This is a genomic window from Methylobacterium sp. FW306-05-D (genome assembly GCF_058782155.1).
This window is the reverse complement of sequence record NZ_JBYSXL010000011.1, coordinates 25,325-37,946: the sequence shown is the minus strand read 5'-3', so window position 1 is coordinate 37,946 and position 12,622 is coordinate 25,325. Positions and strand designations below refer to the sequence as shown.

Below are 12,622 nucleotides of genomic sequence, written 5' to 3'. Positions count from 1 at the left end.
TCGCCGGCGCGACAGGGGGTCGCCGGCCGCCCGGCGATCCGAAGCTGCCGAAGTCAGGCGCGTTCGATTAAGCTGCGGGCGAAGCCGTTGGGCGCGCTCGGATTGGCACGGGCGGCGTTGTCGGCGCGCGGGATGAACGGACGGCGCGATGGCGGAGGGTGACGACGATCTCCTGCGGTTCCTCGACCGCGATGCGGCGGAGGCGGTGTTTCGGGCGCGCCTGGACCAGGCGGCCGAGGCACGGCCAGAGATCCCGGAGAGCATCCCGGCGGAATCGACCGCCGTTTCGCTGATGATCACCAATCGTCAGAGGGCCGAGCTTCGCATCCGCGGGTTTTCCGACGAAGTCATCAGAACGATGACGCCGTCCGAAGCTCACGGGCATCTGGGACTCGACGGGCCTTCACGCTGAGCGGCCGATCGAAGAACCGGACGGGGCGCCGGGACGGGACGATCCTCTGCCCGAGGACGGGCATTCTTCTGGGGATGCCGGATTTGCAAGGCTATCCGGCCGCGTCCCTCTCCCCCTAGGTTCCGGCCGAGGCCGCACGGGTTCCGAGCCCGCGCGAACGGAGACCCGCCGGACCTGGACATGGTGGCATCGATGCACGCCCTCGACACGATCGCAGACGCCCTCGAGACCACGGGCGCGTATCGGGTGCTCCGCCAGATCCGACCCTTCGCGGACGACGTCGTGCGGCCGGACGAGCCGACCTTCATCGGCCTGATCGTCGACACCGAGACCACCGGGGTGGATCACACCCGCGATACGGTGATCGAACTCGGGATGATCAAGTTCGAGTACGGTGCGAGCGGACGGGTCTACCGGGTGCTCGACACCCTCAACCAGCTCCACGATCCCGGCCGGCCGATCCCGCCCGAGATCACGCGCCTGACCGGCATCGGCGACGCCGACGTGGCCGGTCAGTGCATCGACGACGCGGCCGTGGCGGCCATGGCCGCCGATGCCGCCGTGGTGATCGCCCACAATGCCAGCTTCGACCGCCAGATGTGCGAGACCCGCTGGCCGGTCTTCGCCGAGAAGAACTGGGCCTGCTCCTGCCACCAGGTGCCGTGGCGCGACGAGGGCCACGAGGGGCTGAAGCTCGGTTACCTGCTGATCGACTACGGCTATTTCCACAACGGCCACCGGGCCATCGACGATTGCCAGGCATTGCTGGCACTGCTCGCGGCGCCCCTGAAGACCTCCGGGCGCCTCGCTTTGTCCTGCCTGCTCGAGACCGCCCGCAAACCGACGGTGCGGGTCTGGGCCGCCGGCTCGCCCATCGCCACCAAGGAGGTCCTGAAGGGACGCAGCTACCGCTGGAGCGGCCGGCGGCGCTGCTGGTACATCGACATCGAGGAGGAACGCCTCGACCTCGAGCGCGCGTTCCTGTGTCGGGAAATCTATCAGCGCGAGGTCCACGACCTCGTGGCCGACCGGATCACCGCCCGCGACCGCTTCTCCATCCGGACCAATCCGGAAGCCTGAGGCGACCCCATCCTCCGCCTGGGAAGGGCCGCCTCAGAGGGGCCGCCTCGCCCGGCGCCCGAGGGCCAGGGCTCCCGCCGTCGCCAGGCCGGCGGCGATCGTCAGGGTGGTCAGCGGATGGAGCGTGGCGCGCGTGTAGGCGCTCGTGCGCATGACGTAGATCGGCGGGTCGCCGCGCTCCTCGCCGGCCCGGACCGGGGCGTGCAGGGCACCTTTCGGGTCGCGGGGCGCCTCCGAGCGCTTCTGGAGGGCGATGATAGTGGGGGCCAGCTCATCGTAGGCGCCGGGCACGAACTCCTTGCCCATGACGAACATCTTGCCGCCGCCGCCCACGAAGATGTCCCGCTGCGGATGCACGGCGGCGTGCAGGATGGCGTTGGCCACCTCGGCGGGCGGGTAGATCGGCGGGGGCAGCGTCGGCTCGCGGTCCATGTAGTTGCGCGCCCGGTTCGGCAGCGGCGTGTCGATGGAGGCCGGCTTGACCAGGGTGACGGAGACCGGTGCACTCTCGGCGATCAGTTCCATGCGCAGGGTATCGGTGAACCCCTTCACCGCGTGCTTGGAGGTGGCGTAGAGGCCCTGGAACGGGAAGGCGAGGTCGGACGCGACGCTGCCGACATTGATCAGCGCCCCGCCGTGCCGGCGCAGGTGGTCCACCGCCACGAGGGAGCCGTTCACCGTGCCCCAGAGATTGGTCTGGATCAGCCGCTCGTGATCGGCCTGGTCGATCTCGCTCAAGGGGCCGTAGACGGTCAGACCCGCGACGTTGACCCAGGTGTCGAACCCGCCGAAGCTCGCCCGCGCCTCGTCGGCGATCGCCTGCACGTCCGCGCGCCGGCCCACATCCGCCGTCACCGCGACGGCATGGCCGCCCTCCGCCGCGATCTCGTCGACCACGCGGGCGAGCACGTCGGTGCTGCGCGCCGCCAGCACGACCCGGGCGCCCCGCCGCGCGGCCATCCGGGCGGTGGCGAGCCCGATGCCGCTGGAGGCGCCGGTGATGACGATGACCTGATCCCGCAGGGGCTTGTGCTTCATGCGCCGGACTCCTCAGCGAACCGGAGTGAACAACCGGCGAAGGGAAGACGCACAGATCGGCCGCCCGTTGCGTGCAGTGTCGCATTGCGCGCATTTCGCCCAGGCGGGCGGCGTGCTCGACCTAGCCTGAAGCTTGTCCGGATCTGAACGAGATCTATCCAGAACCTTCCCGAGAACGCGCCTAGAACTTGCGCAGGATGGGCCGCGTCTCGGCGGCCTCGTTCTTTTCCTGGTAGATCGGCACCGTGGCCCGCAACCATCCGCGGGTCTCGAAGCCGGCGTAGTTGCGCTGGACGATGTCGCGAGTGACGTAGGCCTGGAGGTTCACGGGGCCGAAATTGTAACCCACGAGGCCGCCCACCGCGAACTGGCCCTGGCGCGCATAGGCCGGGTTGGTGGTGGGCAGGTCGGTCGAGCCGAAGGCCACCGGCCCGATCTCCCACTTGCCGAAATGCTTCGTCGCCGTGAGGTCGAGGTTGAGGAAGTCCGGGTAGAAGGTTCCGCTCGACGAGCGCGTGTCGAAGAAGGTGCCGTAGAGGACGTTGGCGGTCAGGTTCCAGCCGTCGCCGTTATAGGTGATGGCGAAGCGCTGGTGCAGCACGGGGTTCTGGATGACGATCTTGGTCTCGCTCGGGAGATAGGCGCCGAGGAGATAGCTGAAGTTGAGGTCGTGTCCGAGCTTCCAGGCGACCTGCGCGGCGAGGAGCGTCTGGCCGAGCCCGCTCTGGTAGGCGGCGCCCTGGGTGCTGGAGGCCGTGATCGGCTGCAGCACCACGAGTTGCAGCCGTCCCCCGACGATCTCGGCCGGCGTGGCCCAGATGAAGGACGGCAGGTTGATGTTCGACTCCGTCCCGCGCGGGCGGGTGTCGCGCGAGCCGAAGCTCGACGTGTCGATGACGTAGAGGCCCACGGGCAGCGGCGCGCCCGGCGGCTGCCCCACCGTCTGGCCCGGCTGGGCCGAGGAGCCGGCATCCGCGACGGTGCCGGCCATCCCGAGGGCGAGGGCGGCGACCGCCGCGCGGTACGTCGTCCGAAGTAACCCTGTCGTCGTCATGCTGCGGTCCAAAACCAGCCCATCGTCCCCCGGCTCTCATGGCATGTCGGCGCGCCGTCGGGGGGCTTGCCATGCCGGGAACGCGCGGTTGCGGGGCCGGCGTCGCCCGGGCGCAACACAGGCGGCGGGTCAGGGCCGTCCGCCGCCGAGGACGAGGCGCAGGGAGCGGGCGAGTTCGTCGCGGCGATAGGGCTTGTTCAGGACCGGCAGCTCGCCCTGGCCGATGACCTGGCCCTCGTCGAGGTTGGCGACGTAGCCCGAGGTGAGCAGCACCTTGAGGCCGGGGCGCACCCGTTGCGCCTCCGCCGCCAGCTGCGAGCCGTTCATGCCCCCGGGCATCACCACGTCGGAGAACAGGATGTCGATGCGCCCGACCCCCTTCAGGTGGTCCAGGGCCTCGGCGGCATTGCGGGCGACGATGACCCGGTAGCGCAGCTCCTCCAGACTCTCCACGGCCATGCCGAGCACCTGTTCGTCGTCCTCCACCAGCAGGACGGTCTCGCCCTCGTCGGCGCGGCGCAGCGGAAGGCTGCCGATCGGCGCGGCGTTCGGTTCCTCGCCGGCGGGGTCGGTGGAGCGCGGGAAGTAGAGCCGCACGCTGGTGCCGGCCCCGACCTCGGAGGCGATGTCGACGAAGCCCTTGGCACTGCGGGTGAAGCCGTAGACCTGGCTGAGGCCGAGGCCCGTGCCCTTGCCGACCTCCTTGGTGGTGAAGAAGGGCTCGAACACCCGCTGGAGCCGGTCCGGCGCGATGCCGGCGCCGGTATCCGCGACCGTGACAACGATGTACGGACCGGGGGGCACGCCCCGGTCGGCCACGGCCGCGGTCCCGAGGTGGATGTTGCGGCTCGTCACTGCGACCCGGGCATGGCCGGGCATGCCTTCCATCGCGTCGCGGGCGTTGACGATCAGGTTCAGTACCGCGGCCTCGAACTGGGCCGGGTCGATGCGGATCGGGTCCAGGGCGGGATCGAGCTCGAAGGCGAGCTCGACCGCGCCGCCGGCCGCGCGCTCGGCGAGCGGCTTGAATTCGAGGAGCAGGCGGTTCGGGTTGAGGGTCTGCGGACGCAGCATCTGCCGGCGCGAGAAGGCCAGGAGCTGCTGGGTCAGCTGTTCGCCGCGCCGGGCCGCGCCCATGGCGGCCTCCGCCAGCCGCGTCACCCGGTCGAGCTGCTCCGGGCGGCGCAGGATCATGTCGAGGCCGCCGACGATGACGGTGAGGAGGTTGTTGAAGTCGTGCGCCACGCCGCCGGTGAGCTGCCCGATGGCCTCCATCTTCTGGGCCTGGCGCAGGGCCTCCTCGGTGACGCGCTGGTCGGTCCGGTCCATCAGGATGCCGGCGGTGCGGATCGGAACCCCCGCCTCGTCCCGCTTGACCTGCCCGCGCATCGCGATCCAGCGCACGGTGTCGTCGGTGCGCCGGATCCGGCATTCGAGCTCGAGCCGGTCCGTATGGGGCACGGCCGCGAAGGCGGCCTCGGCGGCGTCCCGGTCCTCCTCCACGACGTGGGCGAGGAAAGTCTCCCGGTCCCAGTCGCGCCCCGGGGCCGCGTAGCCGAAGACGGCATCGAAGCGGGGCGAGCGTCGGGATGTGGCGGTGATGTGATCGACGTCCCAGGAGGCCAGTCCGGCGGCATCGAGGGCGAAGGCCAGGGTCTCGCGGGCGGTCTCGACCTCCCGCGTCCGCTCGGCGACACGCATCTCCAAGCCTTCGTTCGCCTGGCGCAGCAGCGCCTGGGCCCGCTCGCGCTCCCCGAGATAGGCGCGGGCCTGGTACTGGCGGCGACGGCCGCGCAGGGCCGAGGCCACGGCGCTGGCCAAGGTCTCGGCATTGATCGGACGCTCGAGCAGGACGACGTTGCCGAGGCGTTCCAGAACGTCGGCCGCGCGGGTCGGGCGACGGCCGGCCTGGCGGGTGGCGAGGACCACGAAGGGAAAGTCCGACCACGGGGCCTGGGCCTCGAGCCAGGCGAAGAGCGGGCCCTCGTCGCCCTCGGGAAGCGCCTCCTCGGTGACCAGCGCGGTGCCGGCCCCGTCCCGGAGGCCGTCCACCCAGGCCGCCGCGTCCGCGCAGACCTCGGCCGCGACGCCGGCTCCGGCCAGCACCTGGACGATCACGGCGGCGTCCCGCCCCCGCGGCGCCAGGACGAGGACGCGCTCCTCGAGGGGGCCTGCCCCGATCACGCGGCCCCGCCGTCGGAGGCGCCCGAGAGCATGGCGACGCGGCCGTGATAGGCGGGCAGGCCCGTCAGCACGCCCTGGAAATCGCCCAGGGCCTCGCCGACGCGCAGGCCCCCGGGCCCGAGCCGCAGCTCGCGGATGCTGCGCTCGTGCGCATTGACCCGGCTCTTGACCACGGAGATCGCCGTGCGGACCTCGCCCTTGGCCTCGAAGAACCGGAACAGCACGATGCAGTCGCTGAGGTAGCTCAGGTCGACGTCGCTGCGGACCTCGCCGACGATCCCGTGCTGGCCGAGCACCAGCAGGGTCGTGACGCCCTTCTGGTTCAGGTAGCTCAGGAGCTCGTGCATCTGCAGGATGAGGAAATCCTCGCCCGGCATCGCGTGCAAATAGGCGTTGAGGCTGTCGACGCCCACGAAGGTGGAGCCGCGCTCCTCGACGGCCCGGCGCACCATGGCGGCGAACTCGCCGGGCGAGAGTTCGGCCGGGTCGATCTGGGTGATCGTCAGGTGACCCGCGGCGATGTGGGGCGTGAGGTCCATGCCCAGCATGGCGGCCCGGGTCAGCAGGGTCGCGAGGCCCTCGTCGAACAGGTAGTAGGTCGCGGTCTCGCCCCGCGTCAGGGCGGCCAGCATGCAGGCGATGCCCGTGGTGGTCTTGCCGACGCCGGAGGGCCCGATCAGCAGGGTGTTGGTGCCCGGGACGAGCCCGCCGCCCAGGAGCAGGTCGAGTTCGGGCGAGCCCGTCGACTTGCCCGTGGCATCGAAGGTCGCCCGATGCTCGGCGGCCACCAGCCGCGGGAAGATCTGGAGGCCGCCGGTCTCGATGACGAGGTCGTGGTAGCCGCCGCGGAACTTGATGCCGCGCATCTTGACCACGCGGAGGCGCCGGCGCTCCGAGCCGAACTCGCGCGTGGTCTGGTCCAGGGAGATGACGCCGTGCGCGATGCTGTGGAGCTGCACGTCGCCGGTCTCGGAGGTGCGGTCGTCGAGCATCAGCACGGTGCAGGCGCGCTTGGCGAAGAACTGCTTGAGGGCGAGGATCTGGCGCCGGTAGCGCAGGGGGCTCTGGGCGAGGAGGCGGAGTTCGGAGAGGCTGTCGAACACCACCCGGGCGGGCTTCACCGCATCGACCCGGGCGATGACCTCCGTGACGGTCTCGCCGAGTTCGATCTCGGACGGGTGCAGGATGGACTGCTCGCTGTCGGGGTCGAGGCCGAGTTCGTTGACGAGTTCGTAGACCTCGATGCCGTCGAGGGACCAGCCGTGGGCGGCCGCCGCCGCCGTCAGTTCATCGGCGGTCTCCGAGAGGGTCACGTAGAGGGTGCGCTCGCCGCGATCCAGGCCGTCGCGCAGGAAGTGCAGCGCCAGGGTGGTCTTGCCGGTGCCCGGCGTCCCCTCCAGCAGGTAGAGGCGGCTTCCGGTCAGGCCGCCGCCGAGGATGTCGTCCAACCCGGGAACGCCGGTGGAGACGCGGGCGCCCACCACGGGTGCCGTCTCCGATCCCTGCTCGCTCATCAACCCCACCGTTCCTCGGGCCCATTTCTTCGGGCCCATTTATTGGGGCCGATCACCGCGCGACCGTAGCGGCTCCCGGCGTGCTTGTCAGGAAGTCGCGGTGCGGCCTCGTCGACCGCCCTCCCGGGCGATGCCGGCATCCGGACGCGCGGCCGGAGGATGCCCGCAGCCGGGCCCGTCGCGCCTGCCTGGATAAGTCCCTCGACCGGTCGCAGGCACCGCTCCGGACCTGCCCCGCCCACGCACGGTTGCACCGATCTGCCGACGGACCTGCCGAGGCCCATCGAGATTGCGGCGCGGATGCCGTCGCGCCGCCGCCTGCTGCGGACCGGCGGGATCGTGGTGTCGGCGATGCCGGGACCAGGGGATTCCGTGCGCACCGAGTCGGACCGTGCGGCCCCGACGGGCCGGCGACCGAAGACCCGCGATACCGGGTCCTTCCGGGGCCTGTACGCCACCGACCCCGATCCCCGGTGCTTCGCGAGCCGCGCCGACGCGCGGGACAAGCACGCCGCGTCCCTCGCGGCCCTTCCGCATGGAACCCGAGCCTCGGCGGCCTCTTCCCATTATGAGAGAAGAACCGGAGACGGCACCATGAGTTCGGACACGACGCCGACGCAGGCCCACGCCGACCCGTCCGGGGGCAGGGCGCCTTCCGCCGCGGACGGGACCTTGCCGTCCAGGGACGGGGTTTCGCCACCCAAGGGCAGGTCCCTGGTCGAACCCCGGGTCGGCGACGATCCGGCCGAGGCTGGCCCGACCTCGCCTGGCCGGGCCACGCCCACCCGTGACCCCGGCCCGGAAACGGGGGGCTACGACGACCACTCGCCGAGCCGACACCCGACGAACGAGAAGGGCGGCTATGGCGCTGGCTAAGGGGGGACGATGACGGACGACGCGGAACGGGCCGCCTGGCGAACCCGCGGCCTCGCGGCCGGACGGGCCCATGCCGAGGCCCTGGCGGCCCGGATGCGGGGCGAGGGGGCGGAAGCCCCCGAGGTCCAGGACCTGATCGGGTCGATTGGCCTGCGCCTGCAGGACGAGGCCCGGGCGCTGCGCGACGGCGGCACGCCGGAGGCCCTGATCGAGGAGTACACCCGGGCGGTGGTCGAGAGCGTGATGCTGGGAATGCATGCCCTGCACGTCGGCGGGGACACGCCGCCCGCCTGACCGCACCGAGTCCCGCGAAGAGGGTGTTCCGCTCGGCGCAGAACACCCTCAGGCTCGTGGTCGGCCGATCCGAGCGACGTCCGGGCGACTCAGTCGTTGGCCGCGGGAACGGCGAGGGGGGGCGTCTGCTGGTGCTGCACGACGCGCCAGACCTCGTGCGAGATCCGCCGGTAGGTCGAGGTACAGTTGGCCTCGTAGGATTCGTCGTCGCGCGATGCCTTGGCGTTGTAGGCGATGACGATCAGGCCCTCCTGGGGCCGCGAGATCTGCCCCTTGGCGATCTCGATCGTGGACCAGCGCGGCGTGGCGGCCACCGCCTCGATCGCCTGCGTGCCGCTGAGCACGAAGGGCGGATGCGGCAGGACCATCAGGCATTCGTCATCGACCAGCTCGCGGTAATGGTCCGCGTCCCCGGTCCACAGGCTCTTCTCGAACGACCAAACGCGATCATCGTCCATGGGCAGTCTCCTCACCTTCGCAGAGTCGAAGGATGACGCCCCTTGTGCGCGGTTCGTTCCCTCGCGCGCAGCGATGCGCTGAAGGCGGCCCGGCCATCGCCCGGCTCGGATCGGCGCTCCCGGTAGAGGACGAAGGCGGCGGCAGGGGGCCGCGCGCGCTGCGGGCGCGAAACCGCCCGCTGTCACGCCAGCGGAATGCCCCTGCTTCGCGAACGCGTCGGCGGGCAGCTCGGAGCACTGTAGGGAAAGGTCAGGATCAGCGAGGTCCCGAGGCACACCGCAAACCCACGGTCGACCGATCGCAAGGATCTGGATCGACTGCCGTTTCCGGGTTCGGATGTCGCGTCAGGAGAATGGTGCCCAGGGATGGATTGGACAGGTTAACCGCTAAGTGGTTGAAATTAAAGCCACCGACCGAGACGCTGAGGACCTTTGTGACACGGTTCTGTAGCACGACGCGGTCATCAGGCTAAAGATGAGTCCTAACGAGTGCAGCGGAGAGCACAGTCGCATAGATCATGGTTCCCGGTGCCTTAACATCCTATGTTAAATCCTGCTGTTCGTCAGATTTCTGAGGGGGAACAATGCGACGGAACCGGCCAGCAGGCTTTGACATGATTGGTGTTGATGGATGGGTCTCCATCCCTCCAGGCGGTATGGTGGCATTGTTTGACGACTTTACTCCTCACCCGACGCAGAGTGGTCAGATCGATACTATGAGGCGCGTGCGAGGTTGGGTCTTAGGCGCTGGCTTCGCTACCGATAACGAACTCGTCAATATTAATTTACTAGAGGAATTTGGAACGATCGAAGCTGCTATTGGAGGGTCTGCTTTCCAAACCAAGCAGGAACGCCTGCGAAGCAATGCCAAGCTTGGAACCCTAGTCGATCAATCAAAATTTATATTCCGCCGAGAGCTTCTGCAAGCCGAGGCGGACAACCTGATTCAAGATCACAAGGAGTATGTTCGCCTGCGAAATTTGATGGCTCATCGCCCTTCGTGGCTTGAGGCTGATTATGATGCGAGTGCTGGGAATGATCCCACTCTTCCGAAGGGACGAACAACCGGCTTCCGCCTCTATATTGCGGATGCGACCTTCATTTGGGAGATTGATCAGGCTCAAATTATCGAGTGGGAAGCCCTAATGCTTCGTTGCTGCAGTATCCTAGAAAACTTGAGGCGGCGCCTAATGCCATCGCCCTGATTGGCAGGCGCGGCACGAGTTGCGGAACAAGCCATCCTGAAGGCCATGTCTGCGGAAGGTAGGGGCGAAGTGCGGGCTCCGCCCGTTGCGGCGCTCGCGCTTGTGAGCCGCTCCGCGCCTCCGCTCGCGTCCAGACTCTCCTAGATACCGCTTGAGTCGCTGCCGGCCTCACATCAGGATTGCACCATGCACGACTGGAGGGGAGCGGCATGTCTGAAAGCCCAACGTGGTTCTCGTGGTTCACCTTCCCATTCTATGCGCCGCTCAGCGGACCCGTTAGCCAAGACATCTCCCCGCGCCTGTACGAGGGAGTGCCGGAGATTGAGGCCGCTGTGATCCAGGAGGTCGCCAGCTACGGCCGGCAACTCGGGATCATCTCAGAGGCGGTCTTGGAGATCGCCAGGAAGCTGGAGCCTGCCGCGCTGGATGTCAGCGAGCCGGCACTGGTCGCCCCGACTTCTGCCGAGAGGGAGTCGGCCGTCGCCAAGCTGCAAGTCATTGTGAAAGACATTAACGAGATCAAAACTCGCCACCGGGAGGCGGTAGTGCGAGATGCTGAGCGTGCTCTCGCTCGCGTCCAAAAGGCGGACCCCTTGGCAGCGGACAAGCTCGCCGCTCGTTTTCGATCTTGATGCAGGCATGATGGGTGGAGGCCGGAAGCACGCAATGCCCACTCCCGGCCTCCTCTTCAGCTCAGCCCTCGGCCGGCTCCCTGCGCACGAACAGCAACACGTTGGTCCCTGACGCAGCCACCGCCCGCCCGAACGCTTCGTCCATCAACCGCACGGCATCCGGATGGCCTTTGCGCGGCGGCCCCTTAGGCTCGCCACCCGCGGCGCCTCTCTCGAACCGGACGCTTTCCATAGCAGGCGTGAGGGTCGTGCGAACCGTCAGTGGGCCTAGCGGCACCACCAACGTGCGGCCGACAGCGAGGTGGCGCACATCGGCAGGGATGCGCTGCACGAACTGGCGGGCGGAGGAGTCGGAACGCTTCACGGAGCGAGCCAGCCGAAAGAGCATCTGAAGCACGCCGTTGTAACACGGTCGGCCTGTCGCAACACTCTGTGCCAGCTCAAGTTTCTGACGGCAAAAGCCAAATCAGGAGAATGGTGCCCAGGGACGGACTTGCACCAAGCCCCCCTGAGAGGCAAAGATATCAACGGCTTACGGGCTGACCTTCGGCAGCATGTATAACGGTGCTGAATGCCGATCACAAGCCTTCGCAGTTGCTCGCCCACTTGCGCGCTGACCCTCAGACTACATGCTCGGCGACGAACTCAGTGCCGAGGTAGACAATGATTGATGACGGGAAGCAGCAAGGCGCAAAAAGGTGCGAGACGCACCTTTCTGAGCGGCTCGACAAAGAGATAGCAACGGTCACCATTACCGATCCGGCCGCGCTCGTGGCGCTAGCACGCGAAGCACCGGTCTCAGCCGCCCGCGAAACTCAGATTGCAATGACGACGCTCGAAACGGGTTTTAATGACCACCGAGTCGGCATCATCGGGGCTGGCTACGCTTCGGCCTACTACATGCTCCGCACGGACGGGGCCTGGGCGCAGTTCATCAATGATCTGGGTTGGGACAACCTATCGAATCGGCCCAAGAACACGATGCGGGCGCGCAACCACATGCTGATGCACGTGCTGCGCTATGTTTTTCGGGCAGAGGGAGAGACCGCTCGTCGGCGTGTGCGGGTGTACGCGGGCATGCTTCAGGATCGGTTCGATAAGGGGTTCAAACCAGAGCGCGTGATCCCATTGATCAACAGTCGTGGCATCGAAGCCCTTCGGGTCGAGGGGGTGGCGCTGCGCAAGAAAGGTGCGAAGGCTACCTACTTCGACGACCTCAACGCTGAAAACGATGACCCCACTCCCCCCGTGATTTTGCCGAGGCCGAAGTGGCGCGAGCTGACGCCGGCGCAGGTCGATGAGTGCGTCGCCGTGCTCAACACGTTCAACGGAGTGATGCTGCGCTACCTCACAGATCGGGCTGAACGGGCTAAGCAGCCGCGCTCGCGTGGTCTGACAGGTGCCGGGCGTGAGCAGTCTGACGATCAAGGGGCGAAATCCACGTGGCGTCGTCGCTAATAAGCCCGCAACCGACATCTTTGCGACCGTAGTCGTCGACTTAGCTCACACGTTTGATGATGGATTCGATATCGATTTAAAACAGTGGATATTCACTTTAAATTTAGACGACGCGTCTGCTCTCGATATAATCAACGAGGCTCTCGCGCGGGCGCGGATTGCAAATGCGCGAAGGAACAAGGATTGGCGCGCCGTAAATCAGTTGTGTCACACAACTAGGATTTGAAAACATGCCCCGCTTTCACATTCCTGAACACATCATCATTGCACGGGGACATGGACCTCTCAATGGTCTGACAAACACAGACGATACAACGCAACAACGCGGCAGCGGGGCTCAAACCTTTGTAACGCAGCCCACCACGCCCAAACGTCGAAACAGGGCACCATTCAGCCCACCGATGCCCTCGGCCACCG

Annotated in this window: 12 protein-coding genes; 6 read left to right on the top strand and 6 right to left on the bottom strand. The window is 67.7% G+C overall.

Annotation, left to right across the window (positions count from 1 at the left end):
* Positions 1–148: 148 nt before the first annotated feature.
* Together AC3WLN_RS06490 and AC3WLN_RS06485 are read left to right on the top strand one after the other, a co-directional pair.
* Positions 149–412 (top strand): hypothetical protein, encoded by a 264-nt coding sequence (locus AC3WLN_RS06490; RefSeq protein ID WP_492480239.1) that lies wholly within the window; start codon positions 149–151, stop codon positions 410–412.
* Positions 413–592: 180 nt separating this feature from the next.
* Positions 593–1,492, top strand: a complete 900-nt coding sequence (locus AC3WLN_RS06485) for a 3'-5' exonuclease (protein WP_492480238.1) — start codon at positions 593–595, stop codon at positions 1,490–1,492.
* 33 nt (positions 1,493–1,525) lie between these two features.
* Here AC3WLN_RS06485 and AC3WLN_RS06480 read toward each other — a convergent pair whose 3' ends face one another.
* From AC3WLN_RS06480 to AC3WLN_RS06465, 4 genes are all read right to left on the bottom strand, one after another.
* Positions 1,526–2,530 (bottom strand): SDR family oxidoreductase, encoded by a 1,005-nt coding sequence (locus AC3WLN_RS06480; protein ID WP_492480237.1) that lies wholly within the window; start codon positions 2,528–2,530, stop codon positions 1,526–1,528.
* Between the two features lie 181 nt (positions 2,531–2,711).
* Positions 2,712–3,584 carry a transporter gene (locus AC3WLN_RS06475; protein WP_492480236.1) on the bottom strand — a complete coding sequence of 291 codons (873 nt, stop codon included), beginning with the start codon at positions 3,582–3,584 and terminating at the stop codon, positions 2,712–2,714.
* Positions 3,585–3,713: 129 nt separating this feature from the next.
* On the bottom strand, positions 3,714–5,768 hold the full coding sequence (locus AC3WLN_RS06470) for an ATP-binding protein (protein ID WP_492480235.1): 2,055 nt from the start codon (positions 5,766–5,768) through the stop codon (positions 3,714–3,716).
* The gene (locus AC3WLN_RS06465; protein ID WP_492480234.1) at positions 5,765–7,282 is read right to left on the bottom strand and encodes an ATPase domain-containing protein; all 1,518 of its coding nucleotides are present in this window, start codon (positions 7,280–7,282) and stop codon (positions 5,765–5,767) included. The genes AC3WLN_RS06470 and AC3WLN_RS06465 overlap by 4 nt, the downstream gene beginning before the upstream one ends.
* Positions 7,283–8,167: 885 nt before the next feature.
* Between AC3WLN_RS06465 and AC3WLN_RS06460 the strand changes: the two genes are divergently transcribed.
* Positions 8,168–8,452 carry a hypothetical protein gene (locus tag AC3WLN_RS06460; RefSeq protein WP_492480233.1) on the top strand — a complete coding sequence of 95 codons (285 nt, stop codon included), beginning with the start codon at positions 8,168–8,170 and terminating at the stop codon, positions 8,450–8,452.
* Positions 8,453–8,541: 89 nt separating this feature from the next.
* On the opposite strand, the gene AC3WLN_RS06455 is transcribed toward AC3WLN_RS06460, so the two are convergent.
* Positions 8,542–8,910 (bottom strand): DUF4440 domain-containing protein, encoded by a 369-nt coding sequence (locus AC3WLN_RS06455; RefSeq protein ID WP_492480232.1) that lies wholly within the window; start codon positions 8,908–8,910, stop codon positions 8,542–8,544.
* A gap of 614 nt (positions 8,911–9,524) precedes the next feature.
* Here AC3WLN_RS06455 and AC3WLN_RS06450 point away from each other — a divergent pair.
* Positions 9,525–10,115 (top strand): hypothetical protein, encoded by a 591-nt coding sequence (locus AC3WLN_RS06450; protein WP_492480231.1) that lies wholly within the window; start codon positions 9,525–9,527, stop codon positions 10,113–10,115.
* A gap of 209 nt (positions 10,116–10,324) precedes the next feature.
* The gene (locus AC3WLN_RS06445) at positions 10,325–10,747 is read left to right on the top strand and encodes a hypothetical protein (RefSeq protein ID WP_492480230.1); all 423 of its coding nucleotides are present in this window, start codon (positions 10,325–10,327) and stop codon (positions 10,745–10,747) included.
* A gap of 61 nt (positions 10,748–10,808) precedes the next feature.
* Here AC3WLN_RS06445 and AC3WLN_RS06440 read toward each other — a convergent pair whose 3' ends face one another.
* The gene (locus AC3WLN_RS06440; protein WP_492480229.1) at positions 10,809–11,111 is read right to left on the bottom strand and encodes a hypothetical protein; all 303 of its coding nucleotides are present in this window, start codon (positions 11,109–11,111) and stop codon (positions 10,809–10,811) included.
* A gap of 299 nt (positions 11,112–11,410) precedes the next feature.
* Here AC3WLN_RS06440 and AC3WLN_RS06435 point away from each other — a divergent pair, with 299 nt between their 5' ends.
* The gene (locus tag AC3WLN_RS06435; protein ID WP_492480228.1) at positions 11,411–12,205 is read left to right on the top strand and encodes a hypothetical protein; all 795 of its coding nucleotides are present in this window, start codon (positions 11,411–11,413) and stop codon (positions 12,203–12,205) included.
* The last annotated feature ends 417 nt before the right edge of the window (positions 12,206–12,622 follow it).

What these genes read in the sequence shown, in the direction of transcription:
- AC3WLN_RS06465 (WP_492480234.1), bottom strand. Translation starts at nt 7,282, where the DNA reads ATGAGCGAGCAGGGATCGGAGACGGCACCCGTGGTGGGCGCCCGCGTC.
- AC3WLN_RS06485 (WP_492480238.1), top strand. Translation starts at nt 593, where the DNA reads ATGGTGGCATCGATGCACGCCCTCGACACGATCGCAGACGCCCTCGAG.
- AC3WLN_RS06445 (WP_492480230.1), top strand. Translation starts at nt 10,325, where the DNA reads ATGTCTGAAAGCCCAACGTGGTTCTCGTGGTTCACCTTCCCATTCTAT.
- AC3WLN_RS06490 (WP_492480239.1), top strand. Translation starts at nt 149, where the DNA reads ATGGCGGAGGGTGACGACGATCTCCTGCGGTTCCTCGACCGCGATGCG.
- AC3WLN_RS06450 (WP_492480231.1), top strand. Translation starts at nt 9,525, where the DNA reads ATGATTGGTGTTGATGGATGGGTCTCCATCCCTCCAGGCGGTATGGTG.
- AC3WLN_RS06435 (WP_492480228.1), top strand. Translation starts at nt 11,411, where the DNA reads ATGATTGATGACGGGAAGCAGCAAGGCGCAAAAAGGTGCGAGACGCAC.
- AC3WLN_RS06480 (WP_492480237.1), bottom strand. Translation starts at nt 2,530, where the DNA reads ATGAAGCACAAGCCCCTGCGGGATCAGGTCATCGTCATCACCGGCGCC.
- AC3WLN_RS06475 (WP_492480236.1), bottom strand. Translation starts at nt 3,584, where the DNA reads ATGACGACGACAGGGTTACTTCGGACGACGTACCGCGCGGCGGTCGCC.
- AC3WLN_RS06455 (WP_492480232.1), bottom strand. Translation starts at nt 8,910, where the DNA reads ATGGACGATGATCGCGTTTGGTCGTTCGAGAAGAGCCTGTGGACCGGG.
- AC3WLN_RS06460 (WP_492480233.1), top strand. Translation starts at nt 8,168, where the DNA reads ATGACGGACGACGCGGAACGGGCCGCCTGGCGAACCCGCGGCCTCGCG.